Annotated in this window: 20 protein-coding genes; 19 read left to right on the top strand and 1 reads right to left on the bottom strand. The window is 60.3% G+C overall.

The features are described 5' to 3' along the window. Positions 1-236: 236 nt before the first annotated feature. The 10 genes from QOL68_RS18560 (at position 237) to QOL68_RS18515 (ending at position 16,330) form a co-directional block, all read left to right on the top strand. Positions 237-1,562 (top strand): tyrosine-type recombinase/integrase, encoded by a 1,326-nt coding sequence (locus tag QOL68_RS18560; RefSeq protein ID WP_081095415.1) that lies wholly within the window; start codon positions 237-239, stop codon positions 1,560-1,562. 372 nt (positions 1,563-1,934) lie between these two features. Beyond that, positions 1,935-4,610, top strand: coding sequence for a TonB-dependent receptor (locus QOL68_RS18555; RefSeq protein ID WP_208597935.1), 2,676 nt, complete (start codon positions 1,935-1,937; stop codon positions 4,608-4,610). 231 nt (positions 4,611-4,841) lie between these two features. Further along, positions 4,842-6,266, top strand: a complete 1,425-nt coding sequence (locus tag QOL68_RS18550; RefSeq protein ID WP_157228455.1) for an aldehyde dehydrogenase family protein — start codon at positions 4,842-4,844, stop codon at positions 6,264-6,266. Between the two features lie 76 nt (positions 6,267-6,342). Next, complete coding sequence (locus QOL68_RS18545) at positions 6,343-7,977, top strand: GMC family oxidoreductase (RefSeq protein ID WP_282950428.1); 1,635 nt, start codon at positions 6,343-6,345, stop codon at positions 7,975-7,977. Positions 7,978-8,106: 129 nt separating this feature from the next. Beyond that, complete coding sequence (locus tag QOL68_RS18540; protein WP_026108915.1) at positions 8,107-9,651, top strand: class I adenylate-forming enzyme family protein; 1,545 nt, start codon at positions 8,107-8,109, stop codon at positions 9,649-9,651. A 66-nt stretch (positions 9,652-9,717) separates the two neighbouring features. Further along, positions 9,718-10,512 (top strand): enoyl-CoA hydratase/isomerase family protein, encoded by a 795-nt coding sequence (locus QOL68_RS18535; protein ID WP_011415062.1) that lies wholly within the window; start codon positions 9,718-9,720, stop codon positions 10,510-10,512. A 43-nt stretch (positions 10,513-10,555) separates the two neighbouring features. Next, entirely contained in the window at positions 10,556-11,794 is a 1,239-nt protein-coding gene (locus QOL68_RS18530; RefSeq protein ID WP_011415063.1) for a thiolase family protein, read from the top strand. A gap of 37 nt (positions 11,795-11,831) precedes the next feature. Further along, positions 11,832-12,977 carry an acyl-CoA dehydrogenase family protein gene (locus tag QOL68_RS18525; protein ID WP_017499968.1) on the top strand — a complete coding sequence of 382 codons (1,146 nt, stop codon included), beginning with the start codon at positions 11,832-11,834 and terminating at the stop codon, positions 12,975-12,977. Positions 12,978-13,082: 105 nt separating this feature from the next. Beyond that, positions 13,083-13,985, top strand: a complete 903-nt coding sequence (locus QOL68_RS18520) for an SDR family oxidoreductase (RefSeq protein ID WP_011415065.1) — start codon at positions 13,083-13,085, stop codon at positions 13,983-13,985. Positions 13,986-14,182: 197 nt separating this feature from the next. Then, the gene (locus QOL68_RS18515) at positions 14,183-16,330 is read left to right on the top strand and encodes a TonB-dependent receptor (protein WP_208598043.1); all 2,148 of its coding nucleotides are present in this window, start codon (positions 14,183-14,185) and stop codon (positions 16,328-16,330) included. Positions 16,331-16,494: 164 nt separating this feature from the next. Here the strand turns inward: QOL68_RS18515 and QOL68_RS18510 are convergent, their stop codons facing one another. Beyond that, on the bottom strand, positions 16,495-17,496 hold the full coding sequence (locus QOL68_RS18510; RefSeq protein ID WP_017499965.1) for a LysR family transcriptional regulator: 1,002 nt from the start codon (positions 17,494-17,496) through the stop codon (positions 16,495-16,497). Between the two features lie 80 nt (positions 17,497-17,576). Between QOL68_RS18510 and QOL68_RS18505 the strand changes: the two genes are divergently transcribed. The 9 genes from QOL68_RS18505 to QOL68_RS18465 all read left to right on the top strand — a co-directional run bounded on the left by QOL68_RS18505 (position 17,577) and on the right by QOL68_RS18465 (position 23,958). Next, the gene (locus QOL68_RS18505) at positions 17,577-18,722 is read left to right on the top strand and encodes a CaiB/BaiF CoA transferase family protein (protein ID WP_026108913.1); all 1,146 of its coding nucleotides are present in this window, start codon (positions 17,577-17,579) and stop codon (positions 18,720-18,722) included. Between the two features lie 487 nt (positions 18,723-19,209). Further along, positions 19,210-19,536: a helix-turn-helix domain-containing protein gene (locus QOL68_RS18500; RefSeq protein WP_017499963.1), complete on the top strand. Its 327-nt coding sequence runs from the start codon at positions 19,210-19,212 to the stop codon at positions 19,534-19,536. A gap of 86 nt (positions 19,537-19,622) precedes the next feature. Continuing rightward, entirely contained in the window at positions 19,623-20,369 is a 747-nt protein-coding gene (locus QOL68_RS18495) for a LuxR family transcriptional regulator (protein ID WP_017499962.1), read from the top strand. Between the two features lie 92 nt (positions 20,370-20,461). Continuing rightward, positions 20,462-21,076 carry an acyl-homoserine-lactone synthase gene (locus QOL68_RS18490; RefSeq protein WP_017499961.1) on the top strand — a complete coding sequence of 205 codons (615 nt, stop codon included), beginning with the start codon at positions 20,462-20,464 and terminating at the stop codon, positions 21,074-21,076. Between the two features lie 5 nt (positions 21,077-21,081). After that, positions 21,082-21,963, top strand: a complete 882-nt coding sequence (locus QOL68_RS18485; RefSeq protein WP_017499960.1) for a phytanoyl-CoA dioxygenase family protein — start codon at positions 21,082-21,084, stop codon at positions 21,961-21,963. 30 nt (positions 21,964-21,993) lie between these two features. Beyond that, positions 21,994-22,305 (top strand): helix-turn-helix domain-containing protein, encoded by a 312-nt coding sequence (locus QOL68_RS18480; RefSeq protein ID WP_081095412.1) that lies wholly within the window; start codon positions 21,994-21,996, stop codon positions 22,303-22,305. Continuing rightward, positions 22,298-22,819 (top strand): S26 family signal peptidase, encoded by a 522-nt coding sequence (locus QOL68_RS18475; RefSeq protein WP_017499958.1) that lies wholly within the window; start codon positions 22,298-22,300, stop codon positions 22,817-22,819. Before QOL68_RS18480 ends, QOL68_RS18475 begins: the two co-directional genes overlap by 8 nt. Further along, positions 22,807-23,448 carry a lytic transglycosylase domain-containing protein gene (locus tag QOL68_RS18470; protein WP_017499957.1) on the top strand — a complete coding sequence of 214 codons (642 nt, stop codon included), beginning with the start codon at positions 22,807-22,809 and terminating at the stop codon, positions 23,446-23,448. Before QOL68_RS18475 ends, QOL68_RS18470 begins: the two co-directional genes overlap by 13 nt. Positions 23,449-23,514: 66 nt before the next feature. After that, positions 23,515-23,958: a hypothetical protein gene (locus QOL68_RS18465; RefSeq protein ID WP_136175471.1), complete on the top strand. Its 444-nt coding sequence runs from the start codon at positions 23,515-23,517 to the stop codon at positions 23,956-23,958. Positions 23,959-23,973 lie beyond the last annotated feature (15 nt).

The raw sequence follows: 23,973 nt of genomic DNA, 5'->3' as shown, positions 1-23,973 counted from the left end.
AATCATAATCCGCGTGTCGGGGGTTCGAGTCCCTCCTCCGCTACCAACCCGGATTGTCCACCAGTGACCCACTGAGGCCACTGGCAGACATTTTTCGAGGAAAATCAAATATTTTTCGCGTCCCGTTGCGTACGCCGGCGTCCCGGTGCGACCGGCTGCGGCCACCCACGGCGATTTGGATTGGGGGTATTTTGGGGGTATTTTTCGGCTGTCCCCAAAACAGGCGATACCCCCAGATGGCTTTGAAAGAACTTGAGGTCAAATACGCCACCAAGCGGCAGCGCCCCTACAAGCTGTCCGATGGAGAAGGCCTGCACCTGCTCGTCCAGCCGAACGGATCGAAGCTCTGGCGCCTGAAATACCGCTTCGACGGCAAGGAAAAACTGCTGAGCTTCGGCAAATATCCGACCGTCACGCTGGCGATCGCCCGCGAGAAGCGGACCGAAGCCAAGCGGCTGCTCGATCAGGGTGAGGACCCCGCCGAGGCCAGGAAGCGGGCGAAGAAGCAGAGGGCCGCGCTCAAGCTGTTCGAAGAGATTGCGCGGGCCTGGCACGCCAATCGTATTGAAGGGCTGGACTCGGCCCATGCCCTGCGCGTCATCAACCGGATGGAGCGCGACGTCTTTCCGGTCATCGGGAAGCGTCCGATCACGGAAATCGACCCGCCCGAGATTCTCGAGATGATCCGCGCGGTCGAAGCGCGCGGCGCCCTCGATATCGCCCGTCGCCTCAAGCAGAACGTCAGCCAGATCTATCGCTTCGCGATCGCGAGCGGCTGGGCGACCATCGATCCGACGCTCGGCCTCAACGATGCGCTCAAGCCCAAGCCGCCCGTCAGGCACATGGCGCGCGTGCCGCTCGCGGAGTTTCCGAAGCTGGTGCGAGCGATCTTCGCCTATGACGGCGAGGACACGCCGCGCCGCCGCGAGATCACCCGTGACGCGCTGCTGTTCACCTTGCTCACATGGGTCCGAACCAGCGAAACCCGCTTCGCGGCCAGGGACGAGTTCGAGGATCTCTATGGACCGAACCCGCTATGGCGTCTGTCGCCGGAGCGCATGAAGATGGAACGTGAGCATCTTGTTCCGCTGTCCCGCCAGGCCGCAATGATCGTTCAGCGCCGCTTGCAGGCGACGAACGATGCGTTCCTCTTTCCCGGAGCCAAGCCTGGAAAGTCTATTTCCGAGAACACCATGATCTATGCCTGTTATCGGATGGGGTATCTCCATCGGCAGACGGTACATGGGTTTAGGGGGCTCGGCTCGACCTGGGCGAACGAAGCCGAACGCTACAAGCCGGATTGGATCGAGATGGCGCTCGCTCACGAGGACGAGGATGAGGTGCGCGGCGCTTACAACAGTGCGCTCTATCTCACACCGCGAAGGCGGATGCTCCAAGACTGGGCCGACGTGATCGACGCGGCAACCGCAGTGTCGAATGTCGAGAAGAATCCTATCGAGTTCTCACAATTCATGCGCTGTTCCGCTCCCATCCAGCACCTGCCACCAAGCGACCAGAGACAGCCGTATTGGCAACGCCCCCTTCGGGCGGCTTCGCGATGAGCCTCAAAAGTCAGAACCGCCGATTTAGAGGCGCGGTTTTCTGCCATAGTTGTTAGAAATATCAGCTACTTAGATGCATCCGCGAATAGTAGAATGAACTCCAAGAAACCGTATCTCACTACATCTCATCATAGCTGATTCCCCTTGCAACTCGACAAGGGAAACCGCCGGGACCGCCAATTACGCCGATACATCGTCTGGAAGGGCTCGATTGGGGCGAGCAGAACGCGCGCATCCGTCCCGATGGACGCGCTCAGCGTGACTAATTCAATGAAATATATGGGGTTATTTGCGTCGCCACGAAGCGTCAGCGGTGCAGGCTCATCAGTCCTTAATCAATGAGTGGGAGGAATAGTTCGCCAACAAATTGAATTGGACGATGAGCCCCAAGGCGCGGCAAATGGCGCCAAATCAAAAAATGCCGTGGGGAGGACAGTCATGGTCACAGCCTTTAGGACAAATTTGCTTTGTGCCACCGCGCTATCGATCGCGTGTGCGCTTGCAGTGCCGGCACATGCCCAGGACGCTGCATCGCAGGGCGAAAAGCCCGAGGCGCAGGAAGGTGGCCTTGAGACAATCGTCGTCACGGCGCAGAAGCGCGAACAGAATTTGCAGGATGTTCCAGCCGCCGTTTCCGCCATAGGCGGCGAGACGCTGCGCACGCGCGGCATCACGGAGACCTCAGACTTGATGGGCGCGATCCCCAGCCTGCAAGTCACCACTCCCTATGGTCGCACCCAACCGAATTTCTCGCTGCGCGGGATTTCAGTGGCGAACGAATTTTCCGCCTCCACTGCGTCGCCGGTTGGCGTCTATGTCGATGAAGTCTATCAGAGCTTCCGGGCGAGCCATGGCCTGCAACTCTATGACATCGACCGGGTCGAGGTACTGCGCGGACCGCAAGGAACACTCTACGGTCGCAACACCACGGGTGGCGCGATCAGCTTCTTCACGCGCAAGCCGGATCTGGGAGAGGCCAATGGCTATCTGACCGCCGGCTATGCCAATTACGACACTTTCACGGTGCAGGGCGCCGCTGAAGCGACGCTGGTTCCCGACATCTTGGGCGTCCGCGTCGCCGGTACTTTTGCAAAAGGGGATGGTTGGCAGCGCAATGTACTGCCTGGGAATGAGCGCGACCTAGGGACCACCGATACGATCGGCGGTCGCATCTCGATCCGCTTCCGGCCCGATCCCGATCTCGACATCAATTTGAAGCTCTATGCCGCGAAGGACGATCCATGGGGCACCGCGCCCTATGCAGGTGGTCAACTCGCGGGCGGGCAGGATGCGCTCGGCTATTCGCGTTACGATCCGCAACCTTTCCTAGGCGGGCGGTTGCTGCGTGACAATGAGGTCGCAGTTGATCGGGTAGGTAAGAACATCAGCAAGTCGAAAGGGATAGCCCTCAACATCAAATGGGATGTCAGCGACCAATTCTCCGTCACCTCGATTACCGGCTACGACACCGGCGACTATATCAACAATCCTGATGATTGCGATGGCGGCCCAGCCGATCTCTGCTCGATCGGCCTCACGTCGACGAGCAAGAATTTCAACCAGGACCTGCGTTTCAGCTATTCGAACGACCGCCTCGATATCATTGCCGGCCTTTATTATGGCAGGGACAAGGTCAAGACGGTCAACTACCCGGACTTTTTCGGGGCGCTGAGGCCGCTGCTGCTTGGCGCCGGTCTTCCGGGCAGCTACAATAACGCCGCAATCGGAACGCCCGACGCGATCCGCTATATCCCAGCCTTTGCCGCCAATCCGGCGTTGGGGCCTGGCGATGCCGGATTCTGCGACGCGATCGAGATCAATCCCAACGGCTTCCTTGATGCACGCTCGCTGATTGCACTCCAGACCGACATCGCGATCAATAATACGGGCAATGGCGGCATGGGGGGTAGCTTTTCGGCGGGCTGCGCCGGGGCAGGCGCGCCTCCGTTCACCCCGATCCTCGGCGAACAGCGTTTTGACGTGTCGCGCCCCTCGAAGGCGATCTACGGCGACGTAACCTGGAAAGCGACCGAGCGGCTGACCGTGGCGGTGGGTGCACGCTACACCCAGGATAAGGTCAATTACCTTAACGGCAGCACTTTCCTCTATGCGCTCGACGGTACGACGCCGGTTGTCAACCTGATCCCCTACAGCAATCCATACAACCCCAATCTCGCGCCGCTTGAGCAGCGCGAAAAGGCAAACAGGCTAACCGGCCGTATCAATGTCAGCTATGAGTTCGCCGATGATATCATGGGCTATCTCCAGTACAGTCGCGGTTACCGCAGCGGCAGCTTCAACGGGCTTGCCTATCAGGGCGTCAATCAAGTCTATTATATCCAGCCTGAAAAGGTGAATGCATATGAGGCGGGGCTCAAAACCCGGCTGTTCGATCGCCGCGTCCAACTTAACCTCGCGGGCTTCTACTACGAGTATTCGAATCACCAAGTAACGCAGGTGGTCGGCGCTACAACCTTCACGCGCAGCGCCAATGGTCGCCTGTTCGGTGGCGAGGCCGAACTCGCCTGGCAGGTGGCCGATACGTTGCGTTTCGATGCTTCGCTGGGCTATCTCAACAGCAAGTACAAAGGCAATGTGATCGATCCGGCAAACCCGGCCAGCCCGACATTGAACGTCAACGGCAATCCCTTCCCGAACGCGCCGGAGGTTACGTTCCAGGCCGGATTCGACTGGGATATGATCGATGACGGCACCAACAAGCTGACCTTGCGCGGTGATGCGTCCTACATGGGCAAGTACTATTTTGATCCGTTCAAGAATTATGGGCAGACACCGTGCGATACACCCCCAGCGGGATCGAACATAACGCTCGCGGGTAAGGCGATTACATGCGCAAATCCGGGCTACTGGCTCGCCAATGCGCGATTAACCTATGCGCACGACAATATGTCGGTTAGCTTGTGGGCGAAGAATCTGTTCGACAAATATTACTACACCTACGGCCTCAACATCAACGTGTTCGGCTACGATTATCTGAACCGCGGCATGCCGCGCACTTATGGCGTCGAAGCGACAGTCAAGTTCTGATCGCTGCTGCGACGGGGGCGGCGGGCATCCTCTCCCGCCCGCTGCCCCCGATTTTTTCGACCTGACTTTCAGACCGAGGAGCATCCATGATGCGTTCCACCGGCAACGGTCCCTCATTCATCGGCACGGCGTACAGAATCGAGCGCGCTGTGATCACTGAGATCGGCGCAGCTGAAAGCACCGCCCAGGCGAGCAGCGCCGAGCGGCCAGCGCGCCTCCGGACGATTTAACGTGGATGCGTCTCGGAACAGAACTGAGCTGGAACGAATTTTCGCGACCCAACGCGAAGGGACGCGTGAGCAGGTTTCGCGCAGCTACGAAGAACGCATGGACCTGCTCGGGCGCCTTGGCCGGATATTTGAGCAGCACAGAGACGAATTGGTCGATGCCGTTGCCGCCGATTTCGGCATTCGATCCCGCTACGAGACTATCCTGCTCGACCTGATGCTTGGCATATCGGAAATTAAATTTGCGCGCCGCAATCTGAAGACGTGGCTGAGGCCGCGGCGGGTGAAGACTGACATCTTCGGCCTTCCCGGTTCATCGCGCCTGGTCCCCCAGCCCCTAGGTGTGGTGGGCGTTCTCGGCACGTGGAACTATCCGCTCGGCACCATATTCGTTGGCGCGGCCGGTGCATTGGCGGCCGGCAACCGCGTGATCGCAAAGCCGAGCGAAGTTTCCGCCAACGCCGCCGAAGCCAGCGAGCGGCTTGTGCGCCGGTATTTCGCCGAAGAGGAATTCGCGATTGTCCAGGGCGGGCCCGACATGGCACAGGCGATGACGGCCCTACCTTTCGACCATATTCTCTTCACCGGTTCACCCGCGGTTGGCCGCAAAGTCTATGAAGCGGCGGCTGCCAACCTTACACCTGTTACTCTGGAACTTGGCGGCAAATGCCCTGCCATCGTGGGCAAGGGTGCATCGCTTGCACAAGTCTGTGAAAGCTTAGTGTTCGGCAAGCTGCTCAACGCCGGCCAGACCTGCATCGCCGCTGACTATGCCTTCGTCCATGTCGATCAGATGGAAAGCTTCGTCGCCGCACTCCGCGCTCAGGTTGCCAAATGCTACCCCAACGCGGCAAGCAACCCCGATTTCACCAGTATCATCAATGACCGACAGTTCGCGCGGCTCCAAGGTTTGCTCGATGATGCCGAAGCCAAGGGCGCGACGGTGCTCAACCTCTCGGACAACGGCGATGGAACGCTTCCTGAACGGCATCGGATCGTGCCGTTGGCGGTTCTCGACGTTACCGATGACATGGCGATGATGCAGGAGGAGATTTTCGGACCGATCCTGCCGATCATGCCATATCGCTCCGAAGACGAGCTCATTCGCTACGTAAACCGGCATGAGCGCCCGCTGGCGCTCTATTATTTTGGCGACGAAAGTGAGGAACGGCGCAAGATCATTTCCGAAACGCACGCTGGCGGCGTGACTCTCAACGGCACGGTCATGCACGTCTTCCAGCGCCGGCTGCCTTTCGGTGGCATCGGACAGAGCGGCATCGGTGCCTATACCGGCGTCGCCAGTTTCGAGCGCTTCACTCATTACAAGCCGGTGTTCTCTCAGCCGAAACTCAGCCTGCTTGGTCAACTTCTGCCACCCTATTCGAGCAAGACCGAAGGACTACTCAACATCTTCGAAAAGATCCTCTGACGTGGCTGCGGCGGTTGATGCTGGCATGTTGCATGACGCCGGGTCGCCAGCATGGGTCGAATGACAAGGGAAGCAAATGGCTGACTATGTAATTATTGGAGGTGGGTCGTCGGGCGGCGTTATCGCCAGCCGGTTGTCCGAGGACCCCGATGTCACCGTTTGCCTGCTCGAGGCAGGCGGCCCAGGCACCTCGCCGCTTGTGTCCACGCCCGGCGCTTTTGCGGCGCTGATCCAAGACTATCGGATCAATACGCTCAACTGGCGGTTCAACACCGACCCTTCAAAGGCGCTCAACGACCGCCGCCTCTACAATCCGCGCGGGAAGATGCTGGGTGGATCGAGCGGTATGAACGGGATGGTCTATATCCGCGGCGACCGGTCGGATTTCGACCACTGGGCCGAACTCGGCAACGACGGCTGGGGTTACAACGATGTCCTGTCCTATTTCCGCAAGGCTGAGAATAATGAGCGCGGTGAGGATGAGTTTCACGGCTCGTCGGGACCGCTTCACGTATCCAACGGCAAGCGCGAATTCGATGTCTATGATGCTTTCATCGAGGCGGCGACTGGACTGGACCATCAAGCCAATCCGGACTTCAATGGTGCCAGCCAGGAAGGTGTCGGCATCTATCAGTTTACCGTGAAGGACGGGAAGCGCGCCAGCGTGAAGGCGTGTTACCTTGATCCGGTGATGGGCAGGCGCGGCAACCTCCGCGTCGAAGTACATGCCCGCGTCCATCGTATCAGGTTTGAGGGCAACCGCGCGGTGGCAGTCGAGTATTCCCAGGACGGGCAGTTGAAGACGATCCCGTGCGAAAAGGAAGTCATTGTCAGCGGCGGCGCCTATAATTCGCCCCAACTGTTGATGCTTTCCGGTATCGGACCGCGTGATGAGTTGGAGAAGCATGGAATCGAAGTGATTCATGATATTCCCGGTGTCGGCCAGAATCTTCACGACCATCCTGACCTGATGCTGATCTACCAGTCGAAGAAGCGGCTCGGGATCGCACTCAATGTCGTTGGCGCGCTCAAGACCGTGCGAGACCTATTCCAGTATCTCACGCAAAGGAAAAGCTGGCTGGCATCGCCGCCCACGGCTGCAGGCGGTTTCTTGCGATCCGCGCCGGGGCAGAACCGGGCGGACTGCCAGGTCCATGTCGTGCCGCTCGCCTATCGCGACCATGCGCGCGACTACAAGCTGATGACGAAATGGGGCTATACGATCATTCTCAATATTGGGCGCCCAAAGAGCCGCGGCTGGGTTGCCTTACATGACTCAAACCCCGAATCCGATCCCAAGATGGACCTCAATCTCTTGAGTCATCCCGACGACCTCAAGACGTTGCGCAATGCCTTCCGTGTCGTGCAGGAGATCCTGCATTCGGATCGCATGAAGGCGATGATGAAACGGCCTCTCTATCCTGACCGCTACCTTGAAACTGATGAAGAGATCGACGCCTATATCCGGGCAGAAGCCAATCATGCTTATCATCCGGTGGGAACATGCAAGATGGGCACCGACGAGATGGCGGTGGTCGACAACCGCCTGCGCGTTCACGGCCTCGCAAATATCCGCGTGGCCGATGCCTCGATCATGCCATCAGTCGTCAACGGCAACACCAATGCAACCTGCATCATGATCGGCGAGAAAGCCGCCGACATGATCCGGCACGATAATATGAGCAGCAAGAATAGCATCGCAGAATATTGAATTGGACGATTGGATCAATGCTGCAGACACAGATGCTTACGAAAAGAAGTCCGGAGAGGCCTATCGCATGTCAGTTTATTATGTGTCGACTGCGCCATTGTGGGCGAGCGCCTTAGAGGAGCGCGGCTGATGGACGTCCGTACGCAAATACGTCGCGCCGCACGTTATTTCGCCCAGCAAGAGGCTCTCGTTCACGGCCACAGGCGGTTGACTTTCTCGGAAGCCTGGTTGCGCGGCGTGAAGCTCGCAAATGCTCTTGCGGAGTGCGGCCTTCAACCGGGTGACCGGATTGCTACGCTGGAGAAGAACTCCATCGAGGCCGCCGACATCATACTGGCGGCTGCCATTGGAAACTATACGCGTGTTCCTCTCTATGCGCGCAACCGATGTGAAGCGCACGCCCATATGATCGCGAGTACCGGATCTCGGTTGGCGCTGGTCGATGAGGCATTGGCTTCGGAGTTGGCGGGGCTGGATGCCCAAGCTCCGACGCTTGAGCGGATCATTATCCGCGATCACAACTATGAGAATTGGTTGGCGACAGCCTCGGACCGGGATCCTGATCCCGTCGTCGCGCCGGAGGACTATTGTGTCATCCGCCACACCGGCGGCACGACGGGCAAACCCAAGGGCGTTGCCTATCGGCACCGTTCATGGATGACGATCTCCGCCGCATTTTTCAGCATCGGCCCCCAAGTGGCCCCAGGGGATGCCATTCTGCATGTCGGCCCGTTGTCCCATGCATCGGGCTTCCTGTTCGTGCCGGCCTGGTATTGCGGCGCCCGCAACGTGATGATGGACGGCTTCGATCCAGCGTCCTTTCTTGACACTCTCGAGCAGGAACGGATCAGCCATGCCTTTGTAGCCCCCACCATGCTCAATGCCATAGTGCATCACGACGGGGCATATGGCCGCCACTTTCCGAATTTGAAGTTTCTGCTGAGTGCTTCAGCGCCGATCTCCGAGCCGACGCTTCGCAAGTCGTGCCAGATATTCGGGAATCATGTTCTTCATTCGGGCTATGGACAGACCGAAATCCTGCCCATCGCGTCTATGGGGCCCAACGAGTGGTTCGGCGAATTTGAAGGTTCTGCCCCAATTCGGGCGGTCGGACGTCCCATGAGTGGCGCCGATATCGAAATCCGTAACGAGGACGGAAAGGTGCTGGGACCAAACGAGCCCGGCGAGATCGTCGCACGGTTCGAAAATGGCCAGATGGAGGAATTCTGGAACGATCCGGAGGAAACCGCCCGGCGCATGGAAGATGGCTGGGTCAAAACCGGCGATGTCGGCATGATCGACACAAACGGATTTTTGTATCTGCTCGATCGCAACAACGACATGATCGTGTCAGGCGGCTTCAATATCTATCCCACCGAAATCGAAAACGTAATTGCCGACCATCCCGGTGTACTCGAGGTCGCGGTCTTTGGCGTGCCCCATGAAAAATGGGGTGAAACGCCGCTTGCAATGGTGCGTGTCAAGCCCGGAGCACAAATCACGGAGACCGAGATAATAGATTTGGTGCGCCAGCGTCTGGGCTCCGCAAAAAAGCCAAGCAAGGTCGTTTTTACCGCCGAGCCACTGCCGTTGAGCAATGTCGGAAAGGTGCTTCGTTCAAAGCTTCGAGAGCCCTATTGGGCGGGCCAGGACCGGCGCATTTCGGGGGCATGACCGACGCAGCCATCCTAGCCACATCCTCTATTCCGGTGACCGCCTGCCGGCGCGCGGGAGACTGCAATGGACTATGAATACATCCTGGTTGAGCAACGCGGCCCAGCGCTTTGGGTGACCCTCAACCGGCCGGCAGCGTTGAACAGTCTGTCGTTGGCTTTGGCCGAGGAACTCGCCGCAGCGATCGAGGCAGCGGAAGCAGATGCGACGGTGCGCGCTTGCATTCTTACCGGCGCCGGACGGGCGTTTTGCGCTGGCGCGGATCTGCTCGCAATTGGCGATGGAACAGGCGGACAAACTCTCGCCGAACGCTTAAATCTGTTTCTGCCGCCGCTCGGTCAGGCTTTTAACAGGATCGAGACGTCGCGCCTTCCGATAATTGCGGCGGTCAACGGCCTTACGCTCGCCGGCGGCTTGGAACTGGTGTTGTGCTGTGATCTCGTCATTGCCGCGCACCCGGCCAGATTTGGCGACGCCCATGCAAATTACGGCCTGTTGCCCGGCGGTGGAGGGTCGGTTCGACTCCCTAGGAAGATCGGCGAAGCGCGTGCGAAACATCTGATGATGACCGGCGGGACCATCTCGGCTGCCGAGATGAAGGAAGCCGGACTCGTGACCCAACTGGTTGCTCCCGAGGATCTCATTGCGGCAGCGCAAGCGCTGGTAGAATCTCTTGCAGAAAAGAGCCGGCCAGGGCTCGCCTACATGAAGCAGCTAGTCCGCGCTGCGCAGGATAGCTCGCTCGAAGTCGGGCTGCGTCAGGAACTCGAAACCATGGCTGCTTACGCCTTGTCCAACGACATTGTCGAAGGACTGGCGGCATTCCGGGAGAAGCGGAAGCCCGATTTTTCCGACCGGTGAGACCTGATCGGATGCGGAACACATTGGAAGAATGGATCAACGAATGACCGACATATTCGTCATGGGGGTTGGGATGACCCCGTTCGGAAAACAGTTCGACAAGAGCCTGAAAATGCTCTGCGCCGAAGCTTCGTCGCAGGCCTTTTCCGACGCAGGATGCACCGCCGGCGATGTCGAAGCCATCTTCTTCGGCAATTGCGTCCAGGGGCATATGGAGGGCCAGGACATGATCCGCGGCGAAATCGTGGCGCGAGCGATGGGCATCTCAAGCGTTCCCGTGGTGAATGTCGAAAACGCATGTGCGACGGCTTCCACGGCCTTGCACATGGCCGCCGCCTATGTTCGATCGGGGGCAGCGGATGTCGTACTCGCGCTCGGCGCGGAGAAGATGTACTCGCCCGACAAGGCGCTCATGTTCAGTGCATTCGATGGCGCTTGGGACGTGCATGAAACCGAGTCGGGCCGCGCGCAGCTGCTGGCCATGGGCAATGGCGTCGATGTTCCGGAAGGAACGACATCGAGTCAGCCTTACAGCGTTTTCATGGATGTATACGCCGCGATGGCACGCGCGCACATGAAGACCTACGGCTCGACGCAAGCGCAAATCGCGGCCGTCTCGGCGAAAAATCACATGCATTCGACGCGCAATCTGCTTGCCCAGTATCGCCTCCCATATACCGTCGAAAGTGTACTCGCTGCGCCTCCGATCGTTTACCCGTTCACACTGCCGATGTGCTCCCCGATCAGCGACGGCGCCGCCGCTGCGATCATCTGCAGCGAAGCCGGTCGGCGCAAACTGTCGGCAGCCCCGGACAGGGCGCTAAGAATCCTGGCGTCTGTGCTGCAAACCGGCGCCGCGCGCGATCCCTTTGATTATGACCACCATGTCAGCCGCCTTGCGGCGAACCGGGCCTATGCGATGGCCGGCGTGGGGCCAGAAGATATTGGCGTCGCGGAGGTGCATGACGCCACGGCGGTTGGCGAGATCATTGAAATCGAGGCGCTCGGCCTGACGCCGCCTGGCGAGGGCGGACTCGCGGCAGAGCGCGGTGAGACGGCGCTGGGTGGGCGTATTCCGGTAAACACGTCGGGCGGGCTTGAATGCAAGGGACATCCGATCGGCGCCACCGGGCTCGGCCAAATCTACGAGCTTGCGCTGCAATTGCGCGGCGAGGCGGAAGATCGACAGGTTCCGAATGCCCGGTTCGCGATCGCGCAGAACGGCGGAGGTGTCATCGGGGTGGAAGAGGCGGTGGTCGCCGTCACGATCCTGGGCCGGTAGTTGTCAGAGCGCGCCTAGGGAAACACGGGGTCACGATATGAACTTTGAGCTGTCCGATGAACAACGCATGGCGGTGGAAACCGTCCGCCGCTTTCTCGACAACAAGCTTGAGCCGGAAATCCGCCGGCATGGGGAGCGATTCATCCCCAAACCGCTCATGAAGGAATGGACTCAAGCACTGACCGGCTATGGCCATATTACCGCACCGCATCAGGAGCAATGGGGCGGGCTTGATATGGGATGGCTCACTCATCTGCTCATTTTCGAGGAGATCGCCTATTCCTCGCTCGATGTGGCCATACCCGGCTTCATCAACGCGGTTGGCGCAGAACTCATCCGCCGCTTCGCCCCGGAGACGATCAAGCAACGCTATCTTGCCGACCTCGTCGCGGCCGAGAAGTTCGTTTCGCTCGGCATCTCGGAGCCCGATGTCGGCTCGGACGTCGCCGCCATCAAGACACGCGCCGTACGAGACGGCGATTTCTGGGTCATCAATGGCGAAAAGACCTGGATCACCAACGGAGCCTACTCGGACATCTTCATCTGTACGTGCAAGACTGGCGAAAATGAAGTCACTCACATCCTGGTCGATCGTGACGAGAGTGAGTATGAGGTGCGCGATATCCAGAAGATGGCGCTCAACGGCCAATCGACTGCACAGATATTCCTGTCCGATTGCCGCGTACCGGTGGCAAACACGATCGGCCGGGTCGGCGATGGATTGCGCAATACGTTGCAAGTGTTCGAGATTGCCCGCTGCCATATGGCGATGTGGAGTATCGGCATCGCACGGCGAGCAATGGATGAGGCGATCGCGTACGCTCGCGATCGCGCGCAGCATGGCAAGAAGATCGCCGGCCATCAGCTGATCGCCGACAAGATCGCCATCATGGCGACCAAGATCGACGCAGCCCGTCTGTTGACGCACCGGGCAATATCCCTCGTCCAGGCGGGCACGCGCGCAGAGACGGAATGCTCGATGGCCAAGTGGTACGCCACCGAAATGGCGATCGAAGCGACGCGCGATGCGCTTCAGATCCATGGCGGCAACGGCGTCACCCGCGAATTCATCGTTGAGCGGCTGGTGCGTGAGGCGATCATTTGCCCCATCCCCGATGGCACGACGGAGATTCAAAAGCTTGTTGTTTCGCGCGCCCTGACCGGCATTCAAGCCTTTCGGTAAGGCTCAGACGAAAACGACAGCGTCGACGGAAATGGAGCCGCGTGCCTGACTCGCACAGGATCAAATGCGCAGATGCGTCGCTCAGGTAAAAGAGGCAGACAAGCGATGGACGAAGAGCTTCGTTTCGATGGCAGGGTAGTGGTTGTGACCGGAGCCGGAGGCGGACTTGGGCGCCAGTACGCGCTGATGTTTGGCGGGCGCGGAGCCAAGGTGGTGGTGAATGATCTGGGTGGCGACGAGAAAGGGAGCGGCAGCTGCTCCACAGCCGCTGACAATGTGGTCGACGAAATTCGAGCCACGGGCGGTCAGGCGGTGGCAAATTATGCGTCGGTCGAGGAGGGCGCGCTGATCATCCAAGCCGCGGTTGACAACTTCGGAACCGTTGACGTCGTCATCAACAATGCCGGCATCCTGCGCGATGTGAGCTTCCACAAAATGACCGACGAAGACTGGACACTGCTTCAGCGGGTCCATCTGAATGGGACGCGGGCAGTGACGCAGGCAGCATGGCCGATACTGCGCGACAAGGGCTATGGCCGCATCGTCATGACCACGTCTGCAGCCGCAATCTACGGCAACTTCGGTCAGGCCAACTATGCCGCAGCCAAGCTCGGAATATTGGGGCTTGCGAACGCGCTGGCGGAGGAGGGGCGGTCCAGAAACATCCAGGTTAATACGATCGCCCCAATCGCCGCATCGCGTATGACCGCGACTGCCTTTCCACAAGAGTTTCTCGCCAATCTCAGAGCGGAAGCGATCAGTCCATTGGTCGGTTGGCTTGCGCACGAGAATTGCAGCGAAACCAAAGGGCTTTTTGAAGTTGGAGCCGGCTATATCGCCAAGCTTAGGTGGGAGCGCGCGCTTGGGCACGCCTTCGGAGCGGACAGGGCGTTCACGCTCGATGATGTCGCCCGGCACTGGGGTAGAATTGTCGACTTCACGGATGCCGAGCACCCGCTCGGGCTGAATGACAGCCTTGAGGCGGTAGAACGGGCGCTGAGAGCGTAATCAACCCGATGAATTACCATGATATTTTTGAGCGGCCGTCGGGCTGCCGATGGCGTCGTGCTGCCGCCAGATATCGATGAGCAGCAGGAATAGTTCTGCAGCGAATTGAATTGGACGACGGCCCTCAAATGCCGCCAAACGGCATGAACTACACAATATCTCCTGGGAAGAGAGGATCAGCCATGAGAGGATGTCTATTGGCTTCTGCCGCGTTGTTGTGCTCGGGAACAGCATTTGCCCAGGAAGCAACGCCCCAGGCGAACGACCAAACCGGGAGCGCCACGGAAGCGCTGGCTGAGGACATTGTCGTTACCGCCACCAAAAAGGGCTATGGCGAAAGCGTGCAGAAAGTACCGATGGCGGTCACGGCTTTTGGTGAAGCGCAGCTGGATGCCAAGTTCGTCCAGAATCTTCAAAGTCTGAGCTACGACGTTCCCAACGTCCAGCTCGAGGATGTGGGTACGGCACCGGGCTATGCCAATTTCACTATCCGGGGCCTCGGCATCAACAGCACGATCCCATCGATCGACCCCACCGTAGGCGTTTTCACTGACGGTATTTACCTCGGCATCAACGCTGGTGTCGTGCTGGACAACTTCGACCTTGAGGGGATCGAAGTTCTGCGTGGACCGCAAGGCTTGCTTTTCGGTCGCAACGTTACCGGCGGTGCCGTGGTTGTGCGGACCACGCGGCCCAGCTTCGATTTTGGAGCCAAAGCCAAGCTATCCATTGAAACGGGACTGAAAAAGACCGTAAGCGGCACGGTTACCGGACCTATCGTCGATGACGTTTTGGCTGCCAAATTGGCCGTCTACTACAGCGACGACAATGGCTGGTTTCGCAACCGCTTCGACAATCGCAGCTTCGGTAAATCACATGACCTTATCATTCGCCCGGCACTTTCGCTCAAGGGTGGCGACCGCTTCCGAATGGATCTCCGCTATGAGCATGGCGATGTCGAAAGCGATGGAGCCCCTGTCCAGAGTCACGCGCTGTTTCCCCGCGACAGCTTCAGGTTTTCGATCAATTTCCCAGGTTTCTATGATGCCAAATGGGACCAGGCGATCGTGGAAACCAACATCGATGTCGGTCTGGGCGAAGGCGTCTTCACCAACATCGCTGGCTATCGGAAATTCCGATCCTCCGCGGGCGCTGATATCGATGGAACACCACAGTCCTTCTTTCATGCCTTTTTCGAAATCGACCAGGATCAACTCAGCGACGAACTTCGTTATGCCGGAAGGTTCGGTGACGTCGAATTGACAACCGGTCTATACTATTTTTCCCAGGATCTTCGTTACGCCGAGCTGCGGAATCTTTTGGGCGGTGCTCGGATCGTTTCCGGTGGGGGTACGCAAGACCAGACAACATGGGGCATTTTTGCTTCGACCGACTGGCATTTCACCGATACGCTGACCTTGAATCTCGGCGCGCGGTATAGTTGGGAACGCAAAGCCGTTCGGGTCTCGGCCTTACGCGCAAATGGTTGCAATCTAGACACGCTGATCTGTGCAACCAATTTCGCCGACGCGGCAAAATGGCGAGGGTTTACGCCGAAAATCGGCCTTCAGTGGAAGCCGGATGACGACACGCAGATTTATGGCCTTTACACGCGCGGGTTCCGCAGCGGCGGATATAATTTGCGCAACACCGATCCCGCTGTGCCGCCGGGGCCATTCAATCAAGAGACCCAGGACAGTTTCGAACTCGGCGCCAAGAAGCAATTCGGGCGCCACCGGATCAACCTGGCGGCCTTCTACAATCGCATGAAGGACCTGCAGCGCGAGATCAACCTGCCCGGACCGCTTGGCGTCAGCCAGGTCATACGGAACACCGCCGACGCCACAATCAAAGGCGTCGAGGCCGAGGGGCAGTTTTTTCTTTTGTCCAACCTCGTGATTTCGGGTCAGCTCGGCTACGTGAATGGCCAGTATCGCAACGTCCAGTTCGACCTCAGCGGTGATGGCGTCATCAACGATGTGGATCGTGCGCTCAAATTGCCAAGGCTGTCGCCATGGACCTATGGCGTGGGGCTGACTTATGATCAGCAGCTTGGCGAATTGGGGACAGCAACGGCGCGTGTCAGCTTCACGCATCGCGACAAGGCGGCATTCACCGACAACAACGTCGGCTTCCTTCAGGGCGCCGATATGCTCGATGCGAGCCTCACATTGGCGACCGACAACAAGCACTGGCGCTTCTCCATCTATGGCCGAAACCTCCTGAATGAGGTGACGATTGGCGGCGATACACCTTTGCCGGCGGCCTTCGGGGGCACGGGTGCAAGCCTTTCACCGCTAAACAGGGGGCGCGTCATCGGCGGAGAAGTGGCGATTAGCTTCTAGGCCATTTTCGAGGCGAGTGGAATCACCCGCCAACTCGGAAAATGCCCAAGATCAATTTGCTAGAGCATTTCCTGCCGGAAAGCCGGTTCCCACTTCTGCGCGAAATGCTCTAGCTGATCGCGACGGATGCAGCGGATTTCCGATCGCACCCCGCCCCCTTGCCGTTAATCCGATGATGCGGTGCGCCATGCCTGACGAACAAGGCTGACGAGCGCACGGCCAGCCGGTTTTACCTGCCAGCGGCTACGCACAGCATAACAAAGCGTCAATGGATCGAATAAACCGATTCCCTCCAAGGCCACGAAATTGGCGCGAAACCATGAGTTCTCGGTGAACTGTTTTGCAACCATCCCGATAGCATCGGATGTGGCAACGATCCGTCGAACCAATTGAAAATAGTCTGTCATGTGGATCCAGTCAGCGGGACGCTTACCGCTTTTTTCGTACATCTGCTGAATGATCGATGTGTAGGGTTCGGAAGATGAGGGCACTACGAATTCGAACTGGACCAGCGGCTCCTTGCTGGTCGGGTTTATCCCCAGAATGGGATGATTGTTCCGCACAAAAGGCAGTATTTCGATCGAGGCGACCCGCTCGCACTTGAATTCCGGCCAGCGTGCAAAGGCCGCTTCAAGTCCAAAGGCGACATCGATATCGCCGCGCGACAGGAGTCGCACGCCCCTTTCGCTGTTGCCCGAAACGACTTCGACGCGCACTGCCGGATGGCGCCGCAGCAAAGAAACCAGAGGTTGGGTGAGCAACCAGTCGATTGACCCTGGGAACAGTCCGATTCGAAGCGGGCCCGCATAGGCGTCGGCGCGGCGGGCTGTATCTCCGAGTAGTTCAGCTGCGTCGGCAAGCAAGCGCGCTGCGCGATCAATAAATTCGCGTCCCTCCTCTGTCGGCATCGCGCCCCGTGAGGTCCGATGGAAAAGGGAATAGCCAAGATGCCGTTCGAGTTCAGCGACACTCTTGGTCACCGCCGACTGCGTGACACCAACCGCATCCGCTGCCCTGGAGAAGGAACGAAGCTGACCAACCGCGACGGCATGCTTGAGGCGAGAATCGAGCATGGACATGCCCCACAGGAATAATTGCTCCAGAGAATGAATTAGGCGAATCAAGGTCATTTTGCCAATCTTACTTTCGACACTGCCGCCCAGCACGACTGCAACCCGTCTCGAAATCTGGAGCGGCGAAACGGCCTGGATCAAAGCGCCAAGGTCTCAGACGCAGGTATGCCTGAATGACGAAAACTGGTCCGCTTGCAGGCCTCAAAATACTCGAAATTGCGGGCATCGGCCCGGCGCCGTTTTGCGGAATGCTGTTGGCCGACCTTGGCGCCGATGTCGTCGTCATTGAACGCGTAAGCCCTAACTCCGAAAATATCGATCTTGGCAGCGGCGCCATTGTGAACCGCGGGAAACGTGTAATTGCCTTGGATCTGAAGTCCCCCGAAGGCGTCGCGCATGTCCTGGATCTCGTCCAAAGGGGCGATGTACTGATCGAAGGCATGCGGCCTGGGGTGATGGAGAGGCTCGGCCTTGGTCCCGAGGTTTGCCTAGCGCGTAACCCCCGCCTTGTATTCGGTCGCATGACGGGTTGGGGGCAGCAGGGACCTCTCGCCCAAGCGGCCGGCCATGACATCAACTATATCGCGCTGTCAGGAGCCCTTTGGTATGCTGGGCATCCCGGTGAACCGCCAATGGCGCCGCCAAGCCTGGTAGGCGATATTGGGGGTGGAGCGCTCTATTTGGCCATCGGCGTCCTCGCAGCGGCAATGCACGCGCGGGATACCGGGAATGGGCAAGTGGTTGACGCCGCGATCGTCGATGGGAGCGCTCACATGATGAACTTGCTCCTGAGCCTGAAGGCCGCCGGCCAGGTTGCCAGCATACGCGGCTGCAGCATCCTTGACGGCCCTCACTGGTACTCGACCTATCGGTGCGCCGACGGGAATTTCATCTCAGTCGGATCACTCGAGCCCAAGTTCTATGCGCTGCTTTGCAAAAAGCTGGGGTTGGCCGGCGATAGCAGTTTTGACGACGGCTATGATCGTGATGCCTGGCCCGAGCTCAAGCAGCGTTTTAGCGAGATATTCGCCATGCGGACACGGGAAGAATGGCGCACACTGCTGGAAGGCAGCGATGCCTGCTTTGCCCCCGTGCTTGATCCGGACGAAGCGGCGCGCCATCCTCATATGGCAGCGCGAGGCGTCTATCGGGAGATCGACAATATCCTCCAGGCAATGCCGGCGCCACGTTTTTCGGGCTCGTCACTACCGATCCCCGGACCGATCCCGCTGCATCATGAAGATCCGAGTACAATTCGGCGGGGCTGGAGCAAACCGGACCGCTGCGGGATTACCGCCAGAACCGACTGTTGCGAGTAGTCGGTTGGCATGGTGGGCGGCCAGCGGCCCGACACGAACGGTGATTTCATAACTATGAACCAATGCGACGCTCCGCTTCGCTGCGCTGCATTCAAATCAAAGGAGACAACGACACACAGGCACGTCAAACTATCCGATGATTCCTGTACGCCACGCCGGAACGGCGATTGCGGACGTGTCCACGGGACGTTGTTCGCATCGTGATTCGCTCGGCGCTTGAAATCAATGCTCGCCCCGGATGTGACGACGCCGATGGGATTTCCACTGCGGCGTCCACGGCCAATGTCCTGGCGTGAGGGCTTCGGTCATCGACCGATTCGACCGTCCGAATGCGGTCTTTTGGCGCGCCTGAGAATCCGCATCAGAGTTGAGTGCGCGTTGTTCGGGAATCTCATTTAAATATTTGTAAAAACGTAATAATATAGATAATAACTCCAACCTGTATCCAGTGTGGAGTAATGGTCGCAGGGCGTGAACTTACGCCCTTATGGATGCGTCGAAGTCCTTCAGTTTGAATCTCAGGAAATTGCGGCTTGCGATGCGCATCACGCAAGAAGCGCTCGCCCATGATGCGGGCACGAGCAGCTCTTATCTGAGTGCGATCGAAAATGGCCGGTCGAGCCCGACGCTGAAAGCAATGGAGCGGCTCGCGAAGGCACTCGGCGTTAATGCCGTCTATCTCTTGTCCGGCCGGATATCGATCTCGATCGTTTCGGACGACGAACTGGAAATCGGCGCGATACTGGCGCGCCCGGCGGTGACGCTCCGGCGCCATCCGCACAAGCCGACGGGGCGGCCGAGCAAGACCAAGTAAATCATCGGGGGCTGCACGCGCGTGGGCTGGAACCACGCGCCCGATAGACGCGCCCGCAACGCGCGCGTCGAAAGGAGTGCCCCTCGGTGCCGTTTCGCGACCTCGATGCCTATATTAAGCAGGCCAGGCGCGCGAACAGTGATCGCGAGCTGTTCAGTTGCAGCGAGGCCGCCGCACGCCAGCTCGGCCTCCCATGGCTCGCGATCGTCCAGAGCATGGCCTTCTTTCAGCCCGGTGGGCGATATTTCCGCATGGACAATTTCCAGAGCTGGGGCGACGTTTTCGTCGCCGAAGGCTATTACCGCGACGATCCCGCCTTGCTCGCGGCGCGCTCGACAAGCCGGGCGTTCTGCTGGCACGAAATGGAGCGACTGCTGGGCGGCTTCACGCGGCGACAGGCGCGCATCGTGCGCGAAGCCGCGCGTCATGGCCTGCGCAACGGCCTCACCGTTCCGATTGGCGTCGCCGGCGAGCCGCCCGGATGCTGTACGTTCGCAACGCGCGACGGGCAATTGCCGCCATCGCATATCTGCCGGATCGCGACGCTGATGGCGAGCGAGGCGTTTACCGAGGCGCGGCGCTTGCACGGCTTTCCGGCGCGCCCGCTGAAATTACCCCATCTCAGCCCAAAGCGGCTCGAATGCTTTCGCTTGGCGGCGATGGGCAAGAGCGACGTCGAGATCGGGATCATGATGAACATCGCCCCGACGACAGTGCGCACCTACATGCGTGACCTGCGCGAACATTTCGGAATCTATTCCCGCGCGCAGCTCCCGGCGATCGCGCTCGCCTGCGGAATCGTCTGCATCGAGGAGATCGTCCCGCGGTTCTGAGCGGGATCGCCGCATCCTCAATATTGACGACTGTTTGAGCCCTTCATCTCTGCTCCCTTCGCGACTGTTCAATTTGAACGGGAGCTACTGCCATGATCCATATTGTCAAAGGGTGCTCGCTTACCGATGCGCGCGCCGCCTCGATGTTCGAGGACCGCAAGACCCTGTTCGTCGATCTGCTGGGCTGGGATGTTCCGGTCGTCGGCGGCCGCTATGAAATCGACAGCTATGACGGCGACAAGGCGGTCTATCTGATCGCCACCGACGATGGCTGCATTCACCAGGGGTCGATGCGGCTGCTATCGACAGAGGGCGCACATCTTCTCGCCGATCGTTTCGCGTCGCTCTGCGAGTGCGATGCGCCCCGGGGGGAGCAGGTTCGCGAGATTACGCGACTTTGCCTGCCGCAACGATTGGGCGCCCCCGGACGCCTGCGTGTCCGCAACCGGCTCATCTCGGCGATGGTCGATCATGCGCTCGGCAGCGGAATCACCATGCTAACCGGCGTCGTGACCGCTGCTTTTCGCGAGGAGGTTTTGGCGATGGGCTGGCGCGCAGCGCCGCTCGGCCCCGCGCGCCGCATCGATGGCGCGTTCCTTGGAGCGTTCCGCATCGAGATCTGCGCCGGTACGCCTGCGCTGCTGGCGTCGAACGGCATCTATGTACCGGGTGCGATCACTCCCGATGCGGCGGCAAGAGCCGCGTGAAGGGAATGGCGATGCACGACCCCGCCCGCCTCGCCGCGATGCTGCTCGCCGACGGTTATGTCATTGTCGATAACGCCGTGCCGACCGAGCTAATCACCGCGCTCGAAGCCGAACTCGCACCGCGCTTCGTCGCCACGCCCTTTTGCGAAGGCGGATTCTACGGAGCCCGCACCAAGCGCTTTGGCGCGTTGTTGCGGCGTTCACGGCATATCGCCGGCCTTGTGCTGCACCCGATCATCCGCGGTATCGCCGAAACGGTGCTCGGGGAATGGTGCGATCGTATCGTTCTCAACCTCACCCAGGCGATCGAAATCCATCCCGGCGCGCTCGCGCAGGTGCCGCACCGCGACCAGGATCTCTGGGGCGGCGTCAAGACCGGGATGCACTATCAGATCAACGTCATCTGGCCGATCGATCCGTTCACGCTGGAGAGTGGCGCGACGCTGGTCTGGCCGGGCAGCCATCACGATGCGGCATCGCAACCGGGCGATGCACGTCCGGTCGCCGCCGAAATGCCACCCGGCTCCGCGCTGCTGTTCCTCGGATCGATCCTGCATGGTGCCGGCGCTAACCAGTCCGATCATGTGCGCCGCGCGGTCATCACCTCCTATTGCCTCGGATGGCTGCGGACGTTCGAGAATCAGTATCTCGTCTATCCGCCCGCCATCGCTCGAGCGTTCGATCCCGATCTGGCCGCGCTCATCGGCTATGCCCAGCATCGCCCCAATCTCGGCAATGTCGAAGGCCAGTGCCCGTCCGTGCTGCTTCACCGGGACGATATCGACGGCCTCCCTGCGATCGACGCGCTGCTCCCCGGCCAGGCCGACATGCTGGATGCCTATGTCGCCGAACAGGAAGCCGCGCGTGCGGGCCTGATCGGCGGGTAACGCGGGTTCGTCGGACCGGGCGCTGCACTCATGACACACGATCCAAACCCCGAAGCAGGCGGCGGCGCGCGAACACGGATCGAGGCGGATTCATCCGCTGTGGACGGTGGAGCCACGGCGTCGTCGGCCGCGGAGCGCGCTCGGCGGGCACGCGAGCATTGCCCGTTTCTGACAACCAAGCAGGCCGCGTTCCATCTCGGTCTCGCGGGGGACACGCTCAAGAAGATGCGCCGGGAGCGGCGCGGCCCGCCGTGCCGAAAGCATGGCACCGTCTGGCGCTACCATATCGACGATATCGAGGCCTGGTCGCGCGCGAACATGCGGGAGGGAGGCAATGGCTAGGCTGCTACCCTCCCGTCTGCCGGCTAAACCCACCGCGCTGATCGGTCTCGGCGCGGCCGCGCTGGCGACCACGATCGCGCTGCCGCCAACGCCGTGGCTGGTCTGGAACGCATCGGCCAGCGCGCCGATCGGTCTCTATGCCGTCAGCGGACGGCAGGACATCGCATCGGGCGACATGGTGCTGGTCCGGGTGCCCGACCGCTGGCGCCGGCTCGCCGCCGAGCGGCGCTACATTCCGATCAATATCCCGCTGGTCAAGCGCGTCGCGGCCGCGCCCGGCGATCGCGTCTGTGCGCGCGGGCGGGAGATCTATGTCAACGGCCACCCGGTGGCCGAACGCCGCGAAGCCGATGGCCGCGACCGTCCGATGCCGTGGTGGAATGGCTGCGTGATGTTGCGTTCGGGCGCATTGTTCCTGCTGATGGACAGCCCGGATTCGTTCGATGGGCGTTATTTCGGACCGACATCGCGCGGCGACGTCATCGGCGAGGTGCGACTGCTGTGGCTGGGCTGAGGGTCGCCATCACCGCCCTGGCGCTGCTGGCGGCGGCACCGGCTGACGCGCAGTCGGTCGTTCACTGGCGGCCCTATATCGAGGCAGCCTCGGCGCGTTTCGGCGTGCCGGTAGAATGGATCGAGCGCGTCATGCGCGCCGAGAGCGGCGGGCGCACGGTGCTGGACGGGCGCCCGATTACCAGCCACGCCGGCGCGATGGGACTGATGCAGCTCATGCCCGGCACCTGGTCCGAAATGCGCGCGCGGCTCGGGCTCGGACGTGATCCCCATAGCCCGCGCGACAACATATTGGCGGGGACGCTCTATCTTCGTCTGATGTATGACCGCTTCGGTTATCCCGGACTGTTCGCAGCCTATAACGCGGGACCGGCACGCTATGCCGAGCACGTGCGGACCGGCCGCGCGCTGCCCGGTGAGACCCGCGCCTATCTCGCGAGCGTCGCCGGAGTGCCCGTCAATTCCCGGTCGGCTGTCACGGCCGCCAGTGCAACGCCGCGTACCGTCAATGCCATCTTCTTCGCGATCGGCGACCGGCCCCCTGCCGGCCGGAGCGAAGCCGGTGCGGCCACGCTGTTCGTCGCGCTGCGATCGACGTCGCCCGAGAAGAACGCGCCAGACCGCCCATAGTGCGAGCCGATCGGGGCTTCATGCCGAATCGTGTTTCTGCTATGTTCCGAGCCTATGGAGTTGGTCGTGATGTTGCTCGGTCTGATCCTGTCCGCCACCGGCATCGTCCTCTTCGCCTGGGCGATGTTCCGGCTCGCCGTCTTCGCACTCCCGGTCGGGCTCGGTGCGGCCGCATTTCTGTGGGCGGGGGGTGGCGAACTGGGGCCGTTGCTCGGTCTGCTTCTCGGCCTCGTCGTCGGCGTCGCGGTCTTGCTGATCGGACGCATGCTCATCGCGTCGCGGTTGCCCGTTCCGCTTCGCGGAGCGATCGCGCTTCTCTTCGCCGTGCCCGCCGGGATCGCCGGCGGCAGTGTCGTCTCCAGCCTGATGCAGCTCGGCGGTGCGGGGCCGACCGCGACCGGCATCGCCGCGGCGGTCGGCGCGATCATCATCGCCGGTGCCGCCATGATGAGCCTGTTGCCCGCGATGACCGCTTGCACCGGTTCGAACGGATCCCCGCTGCACGGTTGATCTGTTGGGGCCAGT

Source organism: Sphingopyxis sp. Geo25, from assembly GCF_949769135.1.
In the GTDB taxonomy this organism is placed as follows: domain Bacteria; phylum Pseudomonadota; class Alphaproteobacteria; order Sphingomonadales; family Sphingomonadaceae; genus Sphingopyxis.
The sequence above is the reverse complement of the archived record's forward strand: the minus strand, read 5'-3'. Positions and strand labels throughout refer to the sequence as shown.

What these genes read in the sequence shown, in the direction of transcription:
- QOL68_RS18560 (WP_081095415.1), top strand. Translation starts at nt 237, where the DNA reads ATGGCTTTGAAAGAACTTGAGGTCAAATACGCCACCAAGCGGCAGCGC.
- QOL68_RS18545 (WP_282950428.1), top strand. Translation starts at nt 6,343, where the DNA reads ATGGCTGACTATGTAATTATTGGAGGTGGGTCGTCGGGCGGCGTTATC.
- QOL68_RS18540 (WP_026108915.1), top strand. Translation starts at nt 8,107, where the DNA reads ATGGACGTCCGTACGCAAATACGTCGCGCCGCACGTTATTTCGCCCAG.
- QOL68_RS18535 (WP_011415062.1), top strand. Translation starts at nt 9,718, where the DNA reads ATGGACTATGAATACATCCTGGTTGAGCAACGCGGCCCAGCGCTTTGG.
- QOL68_RS18530 (WP_011415063.1), top strand. Translation starts at nt 10,556, where the DNA reads ATGACCGACATATTCGTCATGGGGGTTGGGATGACCCCGTTCGGAAAA.
- QOL68_RS18525 (WP_017499968.1), top strand. Translation starts at nt 11,832, where the DNA reads ATGAACTTTGAGCTGTCCGATGAACAACGCATGGCGGTGGAAACCGTC.
- QOL68_RS18520 (WP_011415065.1), top strand. Translation starts at nt 13,083, where the DNA reads ATGGACGAAGAGCTTCGTTTCGATGGCAGGGTAGTGGTTGTGACCGGA.
- QOL68_RS18505 (WP_026108913.1), top strand. Translation starts at nt 17,577, where the DNA reads ATGACGAAAACTGGTCCGCTTGCAGGCCTCAAAATACTCGAAATTGCG.
- QOL68_RS18500 (WP_017499963.1), top strand. Translation starts at nt 19,210, where the DNA reads ATGGATGCGTCGAAGTCCTTCAGTTTGAATCTCAGGAAATTGCGGCTT.
- QOL68_RS18490 (WP_017499961.1), top strand. Translation starts at nt 20,462, where the DNA reads ATGATCCATATTGTCAAAGGGTGCTCGCTTACCGATGCGCGCGCCGCC.
- QOL68_RS18485 (WP_017499960.1), top strand. Translation starts at nt 21,082, where the DNA reads ATGGCGATGCACGACCCCGCCCGCCTCGCCGCGATGCTGCTCGCCGAC.
- QOL68_RS18480 (WP_081095412.1), top strand. Translation starts at nt 21,994, where the DNA reads ATGACACACGATCCAAACCCCGAAGCAGGCGGCGGCGCGCGAACACGG.
- QOL68_RS18475 (WP_017499958.1), top strand. Translation starts at nt 22,298, where the DNA reads ATGGCTAGGCTGCTACCCTCCCGTCTGCCGGCTAAACCCACCGCGCTG.